We start from the raw sequence: 19,700 nt of genomic DNA, 5'->3' as shown, positions 1-19,700 counted from the left end.
AAAAAGGAAATCTCCTGCCACTAGTGACTACCCCTGCTTCTTCTCGAGAGGAAATCGAGCAATTGAGCTGTATTGAAAGTGTCTGAATGACCTCACATTAAGGCTTGGTGCGCGCTGAGAGTAGATTCCTGCTCGGAGGCAGGAATGACGGTGTGTTTGAGGACGGAAAGTGCTCAAAAATTCAAATAACCCGTCATTTCCTCGAAAAAGGGAATCTCCTGCCACAAGTGACTACCCTACCTTGTTCTCATAAAGAAAACGAATGTTTGAGCAGTGTTGAAACTGTTTGAGTGGAGTATAACGGTGACGTCGGTGTGCGCTGGGAGTAGATTCCTGCTCGGAGGCAGGAATGACGGGGTGGTTGAGGACGGAGAGTGCTAAGAAATTCAAATAACCCGTCATTTCCTTGAAAAAGGAAACCTTCTGCCACAAGTGACTCCCCTACCTTGTTCTCAAAAAGAAAACGAATGTTTGAGCTGTGTTGAAACTGTTTGAATGGACTACAACAGTGAGTTCGGTGTGCGTTGTGAGTAGATTCCTGCTCGGAGGCAGGAATGACGGTGTGTTTGAGGGCGGAGAGTGCTCGAAAGTTCAAGTAACCCGTCATTTCCTTGAAAAAGGAAATCTCCTGCTACAAGTGACTCCCCTGCCTTGTTCTACGAGTGTTTGAGCAGTGTTGAAACTGTTTGAATGGAGTAAAACAGTGAGTTCGATGTGCGTTGGGAGTAGATTCCTGCTCGGAGGCAGGAATGACGGGGTGTCTACTGACGGAATATTTAATTGTGGAAGATTTAAGAACAGGGCTCTCTAGCATAAGCGAGACATGGTAATTAGACCCTGCTCGACGGCAGGAATGACGTGCACTTGAAGCAATTTCTAGTATGAAAAACATCCTCATTTATGCCTTCTAGACCAGAAAATCTCTAATTAAGCATGTTGTTATTAACAATGTGATACCGGTTTCAATTTTAACTAAATTGCATTGCTTAAAAAAGAATCAGCACGTAAATTGAAACTAGTTTCAATTAGAAGGAGCTTCCGTGTTTGATATCTCGATAATGTATCGATACTTAGACTCGTTTATAGAAGGATTTGCGATAACCGCTAGTATTAGCGTCGCTTCTATTATTGGTAGTTTTTGTATTGGTTTGCTGGTGATGTTTGCGTGTATTAGTCAGTCAAAAGTACTGTCTAAGACAGGCTATACCTACATAAATATATTTAGGAACATTCCTTTTATTGTGCAGGTGTTCTTTATTTTTTATGGCTTACCTGAATTACGCATTTTCATTGATCCCTACACCACGGGAGTGTTGGCGCTTTCTATTGCAGTTGGTGCTTATTGTGCTGACGTTCTGCGCGCAGCAGTTCAACAGGTCGATCGAGACGTGATCGAAGCCGCCCAATCTTTCGGCTTAAAACGCTTAACTATCTATAGAAAGATCATTCTTCCTATCGCGTTGCGTAACTCGATCAAACCGTTAGGTTCGATCTTCGTGAACCTAATTTTGACCACCTCTATTTTATCGACAGTAACACTTAACGAACTCACAGGAACCGCAAAAATCATTGCGGCGGAAACGTTTAGACCGTTTGAAGTCTACTTCTTCTTATTACTGTTCTACTGCGTGCTGACGTACATCTTATCCATTCTTATCACTTTAGCGCATAAGCGACTAAATCGATTTTCTGAAGCGGGAGCATAGCAATGTCTAGTAATGAATTTGTCCCCTATGACCTTATTGTTCTGCTTAGTGGCATCAGCGTGTCGTTAAAGGTGTTCTTGGTTTCTAGCTTGTTTGGCGGTTTGTTAGGTTTAGGGCTCGCGCTCTTTCGTCACTATCGATTCCCTCTCTTGAGCCAGCTTTCTGTTTTTGTGAGCGAGTTTCTTAAAAACTCCCCAGTTTTGGTTCAGCTGTTCTTGATCTACTTCGGCCTGCCGATTTTCCTCTCCATGGACATGTCGGCGGAACTAGCCGCCACAATCACGCTGACAGGCAATACGGCTGCATTTGTCTCCGTCATTATTGTTACCGCAATGGCAGCGGTTGATAAAGGTCAGATTGAAGCTGCACGCTCGTTTGGCATCTCTGAGATGGTAATTTTGAAGAAAATCATCACGCCTCAAGCACTGCTAGTTGCCATTGCGCCACTCGTCGGTCTTGCGGTGAACCAACTTCAGGTAACGTCACTGGTCTCCGTTATCGGGGTGATGGACATTACCAAAGTCGGCGCCATTTTGAACCAACGTACGTGGCAGCCATTTATTGTTTGGCCTGTCATCGGGCTGACCTACTTCGCCATGTCGATGGCCATCTCCAAGCTGGGCAGAAAGCTCGAGCTCTACTTACGAAAACATCAAACTTGGTCTTTAGCATAAGGTGAACCCCATGATTTCAATTAACAACGTAAAGAAGTCGTTTGGAAGCAACGACATATTAAAAGGGGTCAGCCTAAATATTGAGCAAGGCGATGTGGTCTCTATTTTAGGTGCAAGTGGCTCTGGAAAATCTACCCTGCTGCGCTGTATCAACGGGCTAGAAGCGATTAATGACGGTGACATCACTTTCCGCGACCTCTCTGTCTCCAACAAAGCGGAATTACAAAAGATCCGCACGTCAGTGTCGACGGTGTTCCAGCACTTTAACCTTTACCCGCATTTGAGCATTTTAGACAACATCACCCTCGCACCTATTGAAGTGCTAGGGCAAAGCAAAGAGCAAGCTGAAAGCACCGCGCGAGAACTGTTGCAGCTTGTTGATTTAGCGGACAAAGAGACCAGCTTCCCAGCTCAACTCTCTGGCGGACAAAAACAGCGTATCGGTATTTGTCGCGCTCTAGCGATGAAGCCGGAGTGTTTGCTACTAGACGAAGTAACCAGTGCACTTGATCCAGAGATGACCTCAGAGGTGCTTGACGTGCTCGCTGACCTTGCCAAATCAGGCACAACATTAATCTTTGTCACTCACGAAATTGCCTTCGCGAAAAAGATCTCCAATCGCATTGTTTTCCTCGACGAAGGGGTCGTAAGAGCTGATATGGACAAAGAGGCTTTCTTCTCCGATGAGGGCGGTAAGCAAGACGAAAGAATTAGACGATTTTTAGAGAAAATGGATAGCAAGTAATGATTGTATTATCAAATTCAGAAGCCTGGCCGGGAATCGACGACACGGTAAGTATGCTTAATAACGGCGACAATGGTCTCGATGCGATCATTTGTGGTATTGAAAAAGTCGAAGCAGAACCAAGAATTCGCAGTGTTGGTTACGGTGGCTGGCCTAACCTATTGGGTGATATGGAATTTGACGGTGCGGTAATGGACGGCAACACGCTTCGAACCGGTGCCGTTGGGGCCGTCAAAGATCATTTTCATGTCACGCGCATTGCCAAAAAGGTGATGGAAGAGCTGAACCACGAGATCCTCGTAGGTGAAGGTGCGACACGCTTTGCCTATGAAATGGGTTTTGAGTGCCCTAACCCTCTTCTAGAAGACTCTAAAGAGGTGTGGTTTAAGAAGCTTCAAGAAATCACTGGCGAAGATAACCCTGATATGTCGACTCGTCCGCTTGCTCATCTCAACTCAATGATCACCGACCCAGAGAAAGTCCGTGATACCACCGTCTTTCTCACCAAAGACAGTACAGACAGCATTTATGCAGCCACTAGCACCTCAGGATGGGCATGGAAATACCCAGGGCGCCTTGGCGACTCACCTATTGTCGGCGCTGGCTTTTATGCCGATAGCCGATATGGCGCGGCGGCCTGTACTCATACTGGCGAAATGACCATCAGAGCCAATACCTCCTACTCCATTGTAATGGCGATGCGTCTTGGCTTTTCGCTCGATCAAGCGGTGGATATGGCCATTGAAGAATTAAATTCGCTTAGAACAGGCTTTTTGTCTGGCGTTGTCATTCATGCGATCGACAAAGATGACAACTACCGAGTAATCAATTTTGGATGTGAAGAGGACATCAAATACTGGGTTTACAAATCTGGAATGAGTAAACCTGAACAAAGAATAGCGGAAAGACGCTATATGGATAAACGAAATGAAATGGAGAACCACAATGAAATTTAAGGCATTGGTTGCCACTATATTGGCAAGTGCACTCGCAATCAGCTCCACCTCAGCGTTTGCTGGCAAACTCGAAGACATTCGAGAGCGCGGCTACATCAAAATCGGTGTATCACTTGGTGGCGAACCTATCGGATTCCGTGATCAAAAGAATAACCCAGCAGGTTATGACGTTGATCTAGCGAAACGCCTAGCAGAAAAACTTGGCGTTGAGGCACGCTTCACTGATGTACATGGTGACGCTCGTGTTTCAATGCTGTTTTCTGACCAACTAGATGCGGTCATTGGTAACATGTCAGCGACATTGGAACGTGCTAAATCGGTGAATTTCTCCATTCCTTACGCACGTGCTGGTCTTCGTATTGTTCATCAAAAAGACCAAGATATTAATTCACTGCAGGATCTTGCAGGCAAACGCGTTGTTGTAGGCCGCGGTTCTACAGGTGAAGCCTTTTTGAAACGTGAAGTACCAGAAGCTGAATTGGTTTATACCGATAACTTCGCGCCAGACGGTGTATTGTTACTTCGTCAAGGCCGTGTAGATGCGGGTATCGAAGACAGCTCTCTAATTGATTACCTAGCCACTAACAACCCAAATCTTGTGACTCTGCCAGGCTTACACTCTAATGACCCTATCGCTATTGGTGTTAGAAAAGGCGACGCCGAGTACTTACGCTGGATGGATATGTTTGTCTCTGACTACATTAACTCTGGTGCTTATGAAGCGTCTTACCACAAATGGTGGGGTGCGGATGCTAACCCACCTAAACTAGCGGGTACTTGGTAAACCGATAACTCAAAGGCCCTTTCCCCCGGGCCTTTTTTCCTCTCTATCTTTCCATAAGTTTCAATGAGCGAGCTGTATGAAAATTGAAGTCTGTATCGATAATATTGAATCACTGCACACTGCCGTCGAGGCAGGCGCCGACCGAATCGAATTGTGTAGCGCTCTGTCACTGGGTGGTCTAACGCCTTCATTAGGATTAATAACTCAGGCTGTCGCGGTTTCCTCCATTCCTATTTACGTGATGATTCGCCCTCGTGATGGTGACTTTGTCTTCAGTGAAGAAGAAATCCACTTTATGGAGCAGGAAATACTCAGCTACAAGTTGCTTGGCGTTGATGGCGTCGTTATTGGTGCACTGAATCCCGACGCTACCATCAACGAAGATGCCCTGCGTAGATGGACAAACGCAGCTCAAGGTATCGGAATCACTTTTCATCGCGCATTTGATTTAGTTTCCAACCCGATAGAGAGTTTAGAGCTCCTCTGCCATTACCCGATTGAAAGAATTTTGACTTCAGGTCTCCAGCCGACTGCGCCAGAAGGTAAAGCGATGATTAAACAGTTAGTCGACACCGCTCAGGGTCGCCTATCCATTATGGCGGGCTCTGGTGTAAACGACAGCAATGCGCTTTCACTGGCTGACACAGGCATCACCGAGCTGCACCTTTCTGGTAAAGGTCAGCGCCCTAGTAATATGATTCAACAGTCCTCACAAATCTCCATGGGAACAGAAAGTTGCGATGATTGGGTCTCGGTAACAGACTATGATAAAGTGAAGAAAATCGTGAGGTTATTTGTGAATGAGTACTAAGACGCTACCTACATTGCAGGATGTAGCAGACCGAGCAGGCGTATCAAAAGCGGTTGCTTCTCGAGCTTTTTCGAAAGAGAAAAAACCCATATCTGAAGTAAAAAAGCAGCGCGTGTTGCAAGCCGCCGAAGAGCTCGGTTACGTCATGAATCCCTTCGCGCAAAGTTTGAATAGTAATACCACTGGACTCGTCGCCATTGTGGTCAACCACATTAGTGATTTGAGCGACCTTGAACTATTTGATCATTTACTACGAGGACTGCAATCAATAGGCAAGCTGCCAATCTTCATTCGCATCAAAACCGAGCAGGATATTGCATCAATTACCGACAACGCGTTCGTTCATCGCGTAGACGCGGCGATCATTTTCTCGGATCTCATTGAACCTAAAGACATGCCAAAGCTGTTTCTTACTCCGCGAGTGATTAACCTTAACGGGCAAAACTGGGACAATACATGGTCGGTGTTACTCGACGAAGAACAGGCCATTCAGGATGCGGTGAATTATGCAGTTCAATCCGGCGTTAAAGAAGTTCATTTACTTGCCGGACGACAAAGCTCTGCCGTTGAAGAACGCCGACTTGCTCTCTACCAAGACAACCTCGAACGCCACGATATCTCTTTGAAAAACATCGCCTATTGCAATTACAAGTACAATGAGGCGAAGCAGTACCTCATCGGCAATTCAAACGACATTGTTCAACCAAACAACGGTGTGATTTGTACCTCTGATGCCATGGCGATGGCAGCGGTGGACAGCTTTGGTAACCAAGATGACCGCCCAGTAATCATTGGGTTTGATAATACTTTCTTCTCTCATTTTGGCTCTTACCAATTCCCAAGTATTGGTTATTCAAAGGAAGAGCTGATTGATATTGTGTTGGAGTTGATTTCCTTATCGTCGGATAAGGAGAATCTCTCTGGTGAAAAGTACATTCGTAACTTTTTTAATTGTCATTGAGATTGGGATTGAGTGCCACACTTGAGGGCGGTAGGCGCTTTGAGTAGATTCCTGCTCGGGGGCAGGACGGGCGCCTTTGAGGACGATATACAAGAAGACTAAGTGTTTGAGGGCGCGGCTATTGGCTGCGCCCTTTTGTTTGAGTGTGACTAACTAGTAGTTAGAGCCAATCAAAACAGGCTCTCCGTATTTGCCTGCTTGAGGCATAGGGACATAGGTTGACTGTTCGTTGCGAAGGAAACGGATTGCTTTGATGCCCACATGCATTGAGCTAGTGATATCGGAATCTGAGTCACCGTAGTATTGCTCAACACCAGCTTGTTTGAGTTGTTTCTCTTTTTCTAAGCCACCAGCGAAGACCACAGGTTTAATTTGGTCACGGCGATCTTTAGGGAACAGATGGCGAATGGTGCTGGTTAATGTCTCTTTACCTTCTGGAGCGTTACGACCCGTGATGAAGTAAATAGTGTCACCGTGTGCTAGGTGCATGTTTACTAGGGCAAGCGCTGAATGCTTAGGTAGTGAGAAATCATCCCAGCCTGTGCTTGCTTCGTTCCAGAAGTCTTGGCTCTTAAGATACGCATTCGAGCCCGGAGAGTATTTTTGCTGGCCGCGATAGAACACCGGTGAAGAGAACAGCATGGTGTCGTCGATATCCAAACCGACAGTAATTGGATGGTCAGGAAGCTGCTTCTGAATGTCAGATACTGACACCCAATTGATGTCTTTATAGACTTCCATTTGTGGCGCTTGATGGCTGACAGCCTGCATATCGGTGGTGGTGTAGACTTTAGCGAATGACAGTGGAGAGGCAAGAAGTACAGAGAGAGTAATAAGCTTCAGCGAACTTTTAATGTTCATCTTAGGGTCCTTGATACTTGGATTAAACAAACGAAAAACCCAACTACGGTACACCCGCCGCTATCGTTCTGAAAGTTAAAGATAATTCACAATTTTCAAGCAAGTACAGACCCAAAATCAACACACAAAACAAGATTAAGAAAGCAAGGTAAAGAGACAACAGCCTATCGTTCAAAGATAGACTGCGATAGAAATGGATTACCAACTATTGACCTTGATGCGCTCCGATCTGGCGCGCAAATATTCAATGGTAAACAACAAGATAGCCGATAAGACGACCAATAAGGTAGCAACGGCCAGTATGGTTGGATTGATTTGCTCTCTTAGTCCCGAGAACATCTGTCTCGGAATTGTTTTTTGCTCCGGTCCTGCCAAAAATAGCGCGACTACTACTTCATCAAACGAGGTCACAAAAGCAAACAACGCCCCCGAAATCACTCCTGGCCTGATTAGCGGCATAATGATCTTAACGAAGGTATAAACCGGTCTTGCGCCCATTCCCAGCGAGGCTTGCACAAGCGAATAATCAAAGCCAGCTAATGCCGCGTTCACCGTGATGATCACGAATGGCGTCCCTAGAGCTGCGTGTGCAATCACCACCCCCCAGAACGTACCCGCCAAGTTGAGTTGGGTATAGAAGAAAAACATACCCGCAGCGGTAATAATCAAAGGCACAATCATCGGAGACAACAAGATCGCCATTATGATGCGCTGCATTGGCATCGCTGAATTACTTAGCCCTATTGCGGCCAATGTCCCTAATACTGTGGCGATAATCGTGGCGCAAATACCTATCAAAAAACTGTTTTTGATGGCGAGCAGCCAGTTATCGTCGTGCCAAATCTCAGCGTACCACTCGAGCGAATAGGCCTCTTTTTCAAATGCCAGCATCCCTGGTGTAAAGCTGAAATAGGGCTCGGCGTTAAATGATAGTGGGATGATCACCAAAATCGGCATCATCAAAAAAAACAGAGTCAAATACGCACTAGCAGAAAGAGACAGTGAGCCCAGTTTTTGCAGAGGCGTAAAATAGCTTGGAAATCTCTTCATACTGTTAACCTAACTTAATGTTGTTCACGCCTACCCAGCGGTCATATAACCAATAGAGCGCTAGAATCAGAACCAGTAGCAAGCTGCCTAGTGCTGCTGCTAACTCCCAGTTATTGGATGACTGCATATGGAACGCAATGATATTACTGATCATTTGCCCGTCCGTGCCCCCGACCAGCGCAGGTGTAATGTAGTAACCAATGGAAATAATAAACACCAGTAGCGCCCCTGCACTTAAGCCAGGTAATGTCATTGGGAAATAGATTTTAAAGAACGCAGGCATGGGTTTAGAACCCAGAGACAGCGCTGCACGATAATAGCTTGGGTCTATGTTCTTCATTACGCTGTAGAGCGGCAAAATCATAAAAGGCAGCAAAATGTGAGTCATCGAAATGATGGTCGAAAACTCGGTGTATAACAGGTCAAGAGGCTCATCAATAATGCCTATCGTCTTTAAGGTGCTGTTCACTACCCCGTTGGTTTGCAAAAGCGCAATCCATGATGTGGTTCGAACCAATAATGAGGTCCAAAACGGCAACAACACAAACACCAGTAGTTTATTGGCTTTGCTCGGAGAGGCTGTAGATAAATAGTAAGACAAGGGAAACGCAATAATCGCGGTAAGCAAAGTAATGTACAGGGCGATTTTCAAGCTTTTCCAGTACAGTTTGATATAGATTTTTGTGTCTCTGGCTTCGATGTCGCCTTGCAATGACTTTTTCAGATCCAGCGCCGTTAAATAGTAACGCTCTGTCCATTTGTTACCCGATACTTTAATCGCTACCCACACATCGGGGGAGCGCCACTTTTTATGTTTATCTAATAGAATATCGGTGCCTTCGAGACGCAGTTCTTCGATCGGCATTCTTTTGATTTTTCGTGCCGTGGATTTGATAAGACTTGAAGAGCCCGGCAGTGAGCGATTGATTTCCTCGGCCAACTTTCCGGAACGGCGTTCCTGTGCCAGTCCATGAAGCTCTAACGTGAATACCTGAATAACATCATCAGGCGGCATGGCTCCGGTTGACTCATCCCAAGATGCCATCGCCTCTAAGGTGTTTGGTACCAATTGAGCAACCGTCGGATGATAAACACTGCGATAAAGCATGGTGGTGATCGGCGCTAAAAAGGAAAGAAACACAAACAGCAGCAGTGGCAAAGTAAACAAAAACAGCATTAACTGTTTGCTGCGATGCTTCTTTTTACTCTCAGAAAGCTCTGTCAGTGTTAGCGTATTTTCACTCGCCATTCTGTTTTCATCCTTGAATCTAAACACTTAAAAACTCGATTAAATGGGCTATCTAATTCTTTTAGATAGCCCAACTTTTGCTTATAGGATTGAGGCTATTGAAGTAACCACTCGTTGAACTTCTCCCCCAGTGTTTCACCATAATCAGCCCAGAAATCACCCGATGCTTTCACCCCTTCATCTAGGTGAGAAGATGGCAGTTTTGGAATAACCGCAGGATCCACATACTGGTAAGCGGATTTACGAGTTGGACCATACGCCACTTCAGGCATACCACTCAGTGGTTTTGAGCCCGTTGCAAAGCGAATGAACTCTTCCGCTAACGCTTTCTTTTTAGTGCCTTTTACAATCGCCCAAACATCGAGATCGTAAACGTGCGAATCCCAAACCATTTCAAACGGCTTGCCTTCACGTTGAATAGCATCGAAGAAGCGACCATTCGCCGACTGAACCATGACCGCGCCACCGTCGTTAAGCAGTTGAGGCGCTTGCGACCAGCTGTCGAACCAGACAATGTCATCTTTGATGGTATCGAGTTTAGCGAACGCGCGTTTTTGGCCTTCATCGGTACTTAGCACGTCATACACATCTTCTTTAGCAACGCCATCAGCCAGTAATGCCCACTCTAAGTTCACTTGAGGACGCTTACGAAAAGCACGTTTACCAGGGTACGTTTTGGTGTCGAAAAGATCTTGAATCGAGTTTGGTTTGCCACCCTGAATGGTGTCGTGGTTGTAAGCGAAAAGGACAGTCCAAACGATGTTACCTACCCCACACTCATTAGCGAGCGCCTCTTTGCTGAAGTCATCTTTGGCTGGCGTACCATCATCACCCGGAGGCAAGGTATCCATTGGGAATACTTCTAGCAATCCTTCTGAACAAGCTCGCTCAAGGTCGATAACCTCAACGTCAATCACATCCCAAAGCACGTTGCCACTCTCTACTTGGGCTTTAAGCTCTGCGATACCGCCTGAATAGTTTTCAGACAGCACCTTGTGTCCGGTACTCTCAGTAAATGGATCAAGCATGTGTTTCTTTTGGGCATCGCCGTAAGCACCACCAAACGACACTGCCGTTAGTTGGTCGGCCATTGCTGCGTTGCTCAGTCCAAGCGCAAGAGCAATAGGAAGCCACTTTTTCATTTTCGTCATCATATATCCTTTCTTTCCTTGACTAAGGGTGATCAAGCGCTAACCCATCAGAAATGGACCACGTTAGGCTGGCTACATCACCGGCCTTGAAGGTCGGTGCTTGTTGGTCATTGAGGAGCTTCACCATCACGTCTCTGCCGTCTTGCAACTTAAAGAAGTAACGAATGAAGTCACCAACGTACAATCGGGTGACAAAGGTAGCGGAGACTTGGTTACTGTTCACTTCGTCCTTGTCTCCGATAAAGAAGTTTTCTGGGCGCACTGCCAACATACAGCGCTCTCCAATTTCAGGAACATTGATCGCGGTCGCCACGACTTGAGTCCCATCGCTCAATTCAACATGAGCGTGGTCGCCGTCAATTTTAGTTAAAGTCCCCGGAAGATGGTTATTCTCGCCGAGAAAATCGGCGACGAACGCGTTGGCTGGACGCTCGTACAGCGTAGAAGGATCCGCACACTGCTGAACTACACCGTCCTCAAACACTGCAATACGGTCAGACATAGTAAGTGCTTCGGTCTGATCATGGGTAACATAGATGGCGGTAAAACCTAACTGTTCGTGCAAGCGCTTAATTTCAAATTGCATCTGCTCGCGAAGGTTTTTATCCAATGCACCTAAAGGTTCATCCATAAGAACAATCGAAGGCTCAAAAATCAGCGAACGCGCCAGTGCCACACGCTGCTTTTGACCGCCAGAGAGCTGGCCCGGATAGCGGTCACCAAAGTGTTCGAGCTCCACCAGCTTTAAAAACTCTTGAACCTTCTGTTTGATTTGCTCTTTGGGTAGTTTGCGAACATTAAGGGGATAAGCTAGGTTTTCTGCCACCGTCATATGAGGGAATAATGCGTAGTGCTGAAATACCATGCCGATGTTGCGATGATAAGGCGCAACGTTAGTGATGAGTTCTCCGTTGACTTCTATCCCACCGCTGGTCACATCTTCAAACCCAGCGAGCATCATTAAGCATGTAGTTTTGCCAGAGCCAGAAGGCCCCAACAGTGTCACAAACTCCCCTTTAGCGATGTCGAGGCTAAAGTCTTTCACCACAAAGTTGTGTCTGTCATAACTCTTTTTTACATTCTTGAATTGTACGTAACGACTGTCCATTTCTACTGCCTATCCCTCTGCTTCAAGCTCAACCTTAAAAACTGAGCGCTATTCAAAAACCTAGTTTTGATTAACAACTGAGCAACATTTAATTTTAGAAAGTGTGATTTATCCTTTGTTTTTCAGACATAAAGAGGGATTACGAAATGTTGCGATTTGTACAAAAATTAATCTCATCTCGAATGAAGGTGTGAATTAGGCAGGTCTACTAGATAAAAATATCAGTATCAAAGAAATAAATGGAAGGAACTGCTTATTTGATAGATCAGTCGTTAAATTTGATCTTCGTATCAACACGCCTTCTTAGAACAAATTTAGCAATATCAACGTGCTACAAGCACTGTTACATTGTGGTACTTAATTGGAATATGGGCATAATCAGTATTCAAATTGACTTCATAAAATCGTTAACCTACTAAAATGACAGCGTTATTCTGGTTAAAGCCGTCGATGTCTACTGCCCGCGTGTCTCTCAGAGGAAACGTTCCTGCGGCAATCAAACAAAAAAGCCGAAGCTAACGCTCCGGCTTTCAACTCATCTCAGGACGGGTCATCACACCATCGATTAAACGATACGCAGACCACCTTGAGCGATAGCAAAACGACGAGCACGAGTAAACGACAATGCGTTAGTAATACCCTCACCCGTTGGACCCGCGATAGTGAATGTAGACGTTCCTTCTGCGTTATAACCCACACCAGATAGCGTTGGGCCGTTGTGCGCAAAGATAGTGGTGTTGATGCGAGCACCAAACTTAGTCACGTTCTCGATGTTACCCGAGTAGATACATGCCGAGTGCTTATTGGCACGCTCAGCCGCCACTGCGCGGTCGATGGCTTCATCGATATCTTTACAGATAACCACAGGAAGCACTGGCATCATTTGCTCTACGTGAACCAATGGGTGGTCGTTTTCTACCAGCATTACTGCTAGGCGAGTATCAGACTCAACACCGATTGACTTTAGGATTTCACCTGCATCTTGACCGACGTGTTTTTTCACTGGGTGCCAAACACGAGCAATTTCATGGGCTGTGCACGGCTTCGCGCCTTCAAACTCATCTAGCGTCAGAATTTGCTCGGTTAATTGCTCAGCTTCTTCTGCTGTTAGCACGTAAGCGCCAACTTCTTCTAGCTTATCAAGGAATGCATCTGCTACGGCCTCTTCAACGAAGACTTCCTTCTCGCCAATACACAGTAGGTTGTTATCGAAAGAGGCACCGCCGTACACGCCCGCCGCTGCTAGATCTAGGTTAGCAGAAGCGTCTACGATTACTGGTGGGTTACCAGCGCCTGCACCCACACCTTTCTTACCAGATTGTAGGATAGCCTTAACAAGACCAGGGCCACCTGTACCCACAAGCATATTGATCAGTGGTGACTGAGCAATTTCGTTTAGTGTTTCTAGAGTTGGCTCTTTTACCATAGTCACTAGGTTTTCTGGACCGCCTGCTTCTACGATGGTTTTGTTTAGCAAGTCAATCATCACCGCAGAAACCACTTTAGACGATGGGTGAACGTTAAACGTAACCGCGTTACCACCAGCAAGCATCGAAATTGCATTGTTCACTATGGTTTCTGTTGGGTTAGTCACAGGCGTTACCGCGCCGATAACACCATAAGGAGCGCGCTCACCAAGAGAAATGCCATTGTCACCAGACCATACTTTAGTATCTAGTACTTCCGTACCCGGCGTTTTCATTGCCGTAAGGTGGTGCTTAGCGATTTTGTCTTCCACACGGCCCAGTTTTGTCTCTTCACGAACCATTTTTGCGAAGTCTTCTGCACGCGCTAATACTGCTTCACGAATAGCAGTTAGGATGGCTTCACGACCTTCTTTGGTACAGTTTACGTAGAACTCTCGTTGAGCTTTATGAGTAGCTTCAATCGCAGCGTCCACTGTCGCGAATACACCTTTAGCGTTGTTAATATCAAAAGACATAGTGATTACCTCGTAAAATTGGGTATTGTGAAGAGCTAGGCGTTATGCCAGTTCTTTTCGACATGTTTAGTAAGGCTAATTCCTCACCGAATATGGCTATAATTTAACCCAGACACTCATCAACACGATGTCACTGGGTGTCAGCTTATTTGACCCATTAACGCAAATAACCCACAGCGATAACTTGACTCATTACGTAACCCCTCATCACCTTTCACCTCTTAGCAAACAATACGTTAGTTCACCCACAACCGTAGTTTGTTAACCTATCAGCCCAATCCCAACATCTGCTTTCTGACAAAAGCAACATTAATTCAATACGTTAACACTAGGTGTAAAATAAATTGACCCTCAGTGACATGCTGCATTTTTGACCTCCAGCTAGACTAGCGTTCATCAAATCGATACCCAATTACGAACACTTCGTGAGGAATGAATATGAAAAATCAAGCGCTTTTAGAAGAGTCTGTAAAGCAACTGAGCACTATTTTAGAGACACAGCAACAGCTTCTAGCAGAGCACAAAGCTAACCAGAACTATGCTGAGCGTCTTGAGAACATTCTGACTCCAACCGACGAGCTAACCACTCAAGGTGACGACTTATTGATTGGTGGTTGCAAAGCCACAGATCTTATCGAGCAATACGGTAGCCCGCTGTTCGTGTTGAGCGAAGACACGCTTCGTAACAATCTGCGCCGCGTGAAAAACGCGTTTGGCAACTACTGGCCAAAACCAGTCAACGTTATGTTTGCTATCAAGTCAAATACCAACTTCGCGGTTCGAGCTATCTGTAACGAAGAAGGCGTCGGCGGTGATTGCTTTGGTCCAGGTGAAGTTGAAGCAACATACATTGCTGGCGCAGATCCAAAAACCATCGCACTAAACGGTACCGTTAAGCCTGAACTTGCTATCCGTAAAGCAATTGAATATGGCTACGCGATTCACCTAGATTCTTACGAAGAGATTGAAATCGTTGAGCGCATCGCTCGCGAAGTGAAACCAGCGGAAAAAGTACGTATCGCGGTTCGTCTAAAAGTAATCCCTGAAGATTTCTTCAATGACTTCGAACCAGATGCTTACCCGTTCCCTAACTTTATCGGCGCGATGAAGTGGATCAAATTCGGCTTGCTGAAAGAAGAAGCGAAAAAGATCGTCAACCGCGTAAAAGAAATCGACACCTTCGAATTCTACGGTTTCCACACTCACCTAGGCCGCTTCTCTAAACAGCCTGAAGGTTGGGATGCGCTATACCGCGAATACGCTCGCAACATTATCGAAATCTCTCGTGAGTGTGGCGTTCAACCTTTCCAAGTTGACCTAGGCGGCGGCTGGCCACGTGAGCGTGAGCCTGAGTGTCGTAGCAAAGAACACATGATGAACCCAAACACCATCGAAGACTACGCAAAAGTAGTGTGTGCGGGCATGCTAGAAGAGTTCACTAAAGAAGGCTTCGAAGTACCACAATTATGGCTAGAACCTGGCCGTTATATCGCAGGTAACATCGGCACGCTACTTACGTCGGTATACGTTGTGAAAGACGATCAAGAGATGGATTACACCTACACCATGGTTGATGCATCGACTTACCTAGCTACATTAGTCGAGTCTCAAGAGTCGAAGAACCCAGTTCTTCCAGCAAACAAAATGACCCAACCATTGGTAGAGAGAACCACTGAAATCGCAGGCCCAATCTGTATCCCATCTATCTGGGAAAGCGGCGCGCGCATGCCAGCTCTACAACCAAAAGACGTGCTAGCGATTATGGATGTCGGTCACTACGCAGAGTCTCAAGCGAGCCAGTTCAACTCACTACCACGCCCAGCAACGGTGCTAGTGAAAGACGGCGAAGCGGAACTCATCAAACGCGCTGAAACGGTTGAAGATGTATTCGCAACGCAAATTCTTCCAGAGCGCTTTGTAAAAGCAAAAGCTGAAATTGAGAAGAAAATGGCGAAGCCAGCTGGTAAAAAGGCAGCAACTAAACGCCGCGTGGCAAGAACGCCGAGTTATTCGAAATAAGCAGGTTGCTGAGCTTTAGGCTTAGTGGTTTGAATTGAGAATTGGAAAGCTCCCGTTGGGAGCTTTTTTGTCTGAAGCCACGCAAGACATTGACTCCCCAATGGAGATAAATAGGGTCAATCTGGAGCAGACTCTAACCTCGAACAAGCTAGTACAGTGTCTGTAGAGCGACGTTACTACTAGTGAGAAGGAAAATTCATCAGTTAGCTTATCAAAGTCTTCAATTTGTAGGTTGTTAGCTCACTTTCTGCTGTATGAAAAATTATCTTTAAGCCTAATCAGGTCTATTATGTTGGAAACTCCATGTTTTTTAAGCAAACGATGCTTATACGTACTGATGGTTTTCGGACTCAAAAAGAGCTTTTCTGCGACATCTTTATTGCTATAACCTTCCATTAGGAACGATAAAACCAGCATTTCTCGTTGAGATAGTTTAATTTCGTGTATTTTTTGTGCACCTAGCTTTTCAATACTATGCTTCTGATAAAGAACTTTTATAACCGTATTCTGTAACGACTCCAATGGCATTGACTTTGTACAATATCCATCTGCGCCTAGTCGTCTTGCTGTTTCAATATAAGACTCATTCTCTAACGTAGTGAAGAAAATAAGCTTTCCTGAAAATCCTGAAGATTTTATTCTACGATAAAATGAAAATCCGTCGCCTTCATCTAATTGCACGTCAAGAATGACCAAGTCAACCATCGAAGAACGAATGTATACGAGAGCTTGTTCAGCTTTAGTAAAGCTAATTACTTCAAAGTCTATCGATATAGTCTTTATACAATCGACAACTGCCTTTGCAACAACTGGGTGATCGTCTACAACTACTATTTTTTTCTTATTTTCTTTCATAAACACTCTTTAGTACTTATAAAAACCTAGCAGAGAGAATCTGCTAAATTTTATCAAAGTCATAGGTTTTTATAGCAGCTTTTAGCTCATTGGAAACTTCATCACTTAGTTCTGACATAATGGCCTCGCCTAAAGTACCATTTAATGTAACAATGGCTTCAATATTGTAACTCTTTGCATTATCGATGATTTCCGTTATCTCGTTGTCACCAAATTTAAGGTAGTGATTTGATTTTCCTATAACACTTTGTGAATTTATTAAGTCACAAAGACTAACGAGTTCTGATTTCAAACATTCAACTTGAAACTGGTTTGTATTTGGCATATCGTCTTCGATCTTAGAACATAGCTCATAGATAGATTCAAATCCTAAATTTCCAGCCACTCCTTTAAGCGTATGAACGTTGATTTGAAATACTTCAGTATCATCAGAGAAAATTTCTTTATCTTCATATTGATTCGCAAAATTGGTCAACAAACGCATGAACAATTCTGGTTTATTCCCTGATATCGAGAGTCCTTTTTCTAGATTCACGCCTTCAACTTTCAAAAATCCAAATTCATTAGATTCTGTAACTGTACTATTGGTACTGTCTGCACCTTCATCTACAACGTGTCTAAACTTCGAAGAACCAATCCACTCACTTAATGTATGAATCATTTCATCAACAACAATAGGCTTGTTGATGAAACCATCCATACCACTAGCCTTTGCCTTTAATCTGTCAGATTGTAAAACATTAGCCGTCAAAGCCAACACAGGAATATCAATAGCCATTTCTTTTTTTATAATCCTAGTTGCTTCATAGCCATCTAATAGTGGCATTTGACAATCCATCAGAATAACATCAAATTCCGTGTCAGACTCAAGAATATCAATAGCTTCTATGCCATTTACGGCTAAAACCGTCTCGACGCTATGTCTCGAAAGTATTTCAATCACCAACTCCTGGTTTATAGCATTATCTTCTACTACAAGAACCCTGCCTCCAAATATGGTTCCTGATTCGAATGTCTCATTCTTAAACTGAAAAACATTGAATCGATTCTTTTCAAACGAATTGTATAGCAGTGGTAGTAGATTACCTTTTTTAACTGAAGTTTCATTATAATGAAACAATTCACCACTATGATCGAAGTTAAGAATTAGATCTATTTCACTTAGGTTATTGACGAAAATTGAAACGCTTGACTTTGAACTTTGCAAATTCTCCAAACATCTCGTTAATGAATCGAGAAAAGCGTCATTAACAGAGTTAGCAACAAACACGAACAATATCGGTTCGATATCAGCTAGCTTTGAATAGTCACTTATATTACGGTAGTCACTCAAACTCTCGACTGTTCGGAAAAAACCTTTCTTTAACTCAGCTTCTAGTCCGCCTACATCCAACTCACCATCAGATACTAAAACTAACTTTTCGTACGTTTTAGCTTTACTCTCATTCATATTCATGGAAGATAATGGCAAGATTACGTTAAACTGCGAGCCATTTCCTAACTCACTAGTTACCGAAATTGTTCCATTCATTAGCTCAACGAGATTTTTTGTAATCGCCAAGCCTAACCCTGTTCCACCATATTTCCTAGTCGTAGTGCTGTCTGCTTGAGTGAATGAAGTATATAAATTCTCGATCTGACTTTGACTCATTCCAATCCCTTGGTCTTTAACAGAGATCTTCAGAAAGATATCACCCCCACTTCCTTCAAGAGTATCTATATCGATAGATACAGAGCCAGTATCTGTGAACTTTATAGCATTCGAACCCAGGTTCATTAATATTTGATGGATACGCAAAGGATCTCCAACTAACATTCTTGGAACTTTATGATCTATATTTATTGAAAGTTCAAGATTCTTCTCTTTCGCTCGTTCCTGAATAATAGATGAAAAGCTATCTATCATTTTGTAAAGAGAAAACTCTATTGACTCTATAACAACCTTCCCTGCTTCAATTTTAGAAAAGTCAAGGACATCATTTATAATCCCTAAAAGTAGATTAGCCGAATTATGTACCTTTTCGACGTAACCACGTTCTTTAATCGACAGTTTTCCTTCTAATGCAAGGTAGCTCATCCCTATAATTGCATTCATAGGCGTACGAATTTCATGACTCATCATAGCTAGGAAGTTTGTTTTTGCCTCAGCAGCTTTACTCACTCGATCATTAGAGCGCTTCAGACCTTCTGTTAAGGACTGTAACTCATTGCCACTTTTACGAACTAAGTAACCTAGAAGAGCGATTGAAAATACGAACACTGCTCCACCAAATGATATGAAACTAGCTAGGTCTCGTGCCTCTTTCATTTCTTTAGCTCTAGCGTCTCTCATGGAGAGCAATATAGAATCGATTCTAATTGCACTTGAGACCATTCTTTTTGAGATAGTAGAAATTTCATTGGATATATCGTAAACGTATCTGAAGTCACGATTGTATTTTCTAATAACTGGCTGTAACTCTAATAATAACTCTTTTTCATCCTGCTCAATAACTAGTTCCTTAATATTATTAATATCACTATCAATATTCGTAAGTACATCCATAACGAGAAACGAGTAATCATCACGTAAAGTACTGTCATTAGAAAGAGAGAAGTCTCGATCTGCTTGTCGAGCTATGTTCACATTTTCTGCTAGCAGTATAATCTGTTCTGAAAGAACCACCCTTTTGGAAAGAAGTTTTTGTGCCGATGATAGCTTTCGTAACGAAGCATCATTGATAGAACCAAACTCTCTTTTTATAGAGGAAGATAACTTTAGTATATCTTTTAATGCCTTATTATATCTAACAAAGGTACTACTGTTCTCTAATGTATCGACTTTATAT

The 19,700-nt window shown here is 44.1% G+C and carries 16 protein-coding genes; 8 read left to right on the top strand and 8 right to left on the bottom strand.

Going from position 1 to position 19,700, the window contains the following annotated elements; translation table 11 throughout:
* The first annotated feature begins 1,040 nt into the window (after window positions 1-1,040).
* The 7 genes from HW45_RS15745 (at window position 1,041) to HW45_RS15715 (ending at window position 6,637) form a co-directional block, all read left to right on the top strand.
* On the top strand, window positions 1,041-1,706 hold the full coding sequence (locus HW45_RS15745; RefSeq protein WP_231892939.1) for an amino acid ABC transporter permease: 666 nt from the start codon (window positions 1,041-1,043) through the stop codon (window positions 1,704-1,706).
* 2 nt (window positions 1,707-1,708) lie between these two features.
* Window positions 1,709-2,380 (top strand): amino acid ABC transporter permease, encoded by a 672-nt coding sequence (locus HW45_RS15740; RefSeq protein WP_038228041.1) that lies wholly within the window; start codon window positions 1,709-1,711, stop codon window positions 2,378-2,380.
* A 10-nt stretch (window positions 2,381-2,390) separates the two neighbouring features.
* Entirely contained in the window at window positions 2,391-3,125 is a 735-nt protein-coding gene (locus tag HW45_RS15735; RefSeq protein ID WP_038228039.1) for an amino acid ABC transporter ATP-binding protein, read from the top strand.
* Entirely contained in the window at window positions 3,125-4,081 is a 957-nt protein-coding gene (locus HW45_RS15730; RefSeq protein WP_038228037.1) for a N(4)-(beta-N-acetylglucosaminyl)-L-asparaginase, read from the top strand. The genes HW45_RS15735 and HW45_RS15730 overlap by 1 nt, the downstream gene beginning before the upstream one ends.
* The gene (locus HW45_RS15725) at window positions 4,071-4,865 is read left to right on the top strand and encodes a transporter substrate-binding domain-containing protein (RefSeq protein WP_006071545.1); all 795 of its coding nucleotides are present in this window, start codon (window positions 4,071-4,073) and stop codon (window positions 4,863-4,865) included. Before HW45_RS15730 ends, HW45_RS15725 begins: the two co-directional genes overlap by 11 nt.
* A gap of 76 nt (window positions 4,866-4,941) precedes the next feature.
* The gene (locus HW45_RS15720; protein WP_038228035.1) at window positions 4,942-5,676 is read left to right on the top strand and encodes a copper homeostasis protein CutC; all 735 of its coding nucleotides are present in this window, start codon (window positions 4,942-4,944) and stop codon (window positions 5,674-5,676) included.
* A complete protein-coding gene (locus HW45_RS15715) occupies window positions 5,666-6,637 on the top strand; it encodes a LacI family DNA-binding transcriptional regulator (RefSeq protein ID WP_006071543.1) in 972 nt (323 codons plus the stop codon). Before HW45_RS15720 ends, HW45_RS15715 begins: the two co-directional genes overlap by 11 nt.
* 153 nt (window positions 6,638-6,790) lie before the next feature.
* On the opposite strand, the gene aphA is transcribed toward HW45_RS15715, so the two are convergent.
* The 6 genes from aphA to HW45_RS15685 all read right to left on the bottom strand — a co-directional run bounded on the left by aphA (window position 6,791) and on the right by HW45_RS15685 (window position 13,998).
* Window positions 6,791-7,498 (bottom strand): acid phosphatase AphA, encoded by a 708-nt coding sequence (aphA, locus tag HW45_RS15710; RefSeq protein ID WP_051868162.1) that lies wholly within the window; start codon window positions 7,496-7,498, stop codon window positions 6,791-6,793.
* A gap of 198 nt (window positions 7,499-7,696) precedes the next feature.
* Window positions 7,697-8,548, bottom strand: a complete 852-nt coding sequence (locus tag HW45_RS15705; protein ID WP_038228033.1) for an ABC transporter permease — start codon at window positions 8,546-8,548, stop codon at window positions 7,697-7,699.
* Window positions 8,549-8,552: 4 nt separating this feature from the next.
* Window positions 8,553-9,797: an ABC transporter permease gene (locus HW45_RS15700; RefSeq protein WP_038228031.1), complete on the bottom strand. Its 1,245-nt coding sequence runs from the start codon at window positions 9,795-9,797 to the stop codon at window positions 8,553-8,555.
* 95 nt (window positions 9,798-9,892) lie between these two features.
* Window positions 9,893-10,951, bottom strand: coding sequence for an ABC transporter substrate-binding protein (locus tag HW45_RS15695; protein WP_051868160.1), 1,059 nt, complete (start codon window positions 10,949-10,951; stop codon window positions 9,893-9,895).
* A gap of 19 nt (window positions 10,952-10,970) precedes the next feature.
* On the bottom strand, window positions 10,971-12,056 hold the full coding sequence (locus HW45_RS15690; protein ID WP_006071538.1) for an ABC transporter ATP-binding protein: 1,086 nt from the start codon (window positions 12,054-12,056) through the stop codon (window positions 10,971-10,973).
* 565 nt (window positions 12,057-12,621) lie between these two features.
* On the bottom strand, window positions 12,622-13,998 hold the full coding sequence (locus tag HW45_RS15685) for an aldehyde dehydrogenase EutE (protein ID WP_038228030.1): 1,377 nt from the start codon (window positions 13,996-13,998) through the stop codon (window positions 12,622-12,624).
* A 438-nt stretch (window positions 13,999-14,436) separates the two neighbouring features.
* Between HW45_RS15685 and HW45_RS15680 the strand changes: the two genes are divergently transcribed.
* Window positions 14,437-16,017: a diaminopimelate decarboxylase family protein gene (locus HW45_RS15680; RefSeq protein WP_038228028.1), complete on the top strand. Its 1,581-nt coding sequence runs from the start codon at window positions 14,437-14,439 to the stop codon at window positions 16,015-16,017.
* A 240-nt stretch (window positions 16,018-16,257) separates the two neighbouring features.
* On the opposite strand, the gene HW45_RS15675 is transcribed toward HW45_RS15680, so the two are convergent.
* On the bottom strand, window positions 16,258-16,872 hold the full coding sequence (locus HW45_RS15675; RefSeq protein ID WP_038228027.1) for a response regulator transcription factor: 615 nt from the start codon (window positions 16,870-16,872) through the stop codon (window positions 16,258-16,260).
* 43 nt (window positions 16,873-16,915) lie between these two features.
* Window positions 16,916-19,700, bottom strand: a 2,785-nt coding sequence (locus HW45_RS28400) for an ATP-binding protein (protein WP_081875838.1), incomplete at its 5' end; no start/stop codon positions are given.

The organism is Vibrio sp. ER1A (assembly GCF_000733315.1).
Lineage (GTDB): Bacteria > Pseudomonadota > Gammaproteobacteria > Enterobacterales > Vibrionaceae > Vibrio > Vibrio mediterranei.
This window is presented reverse-complemented; position numbering and strand designations above follow the sequence as displayed.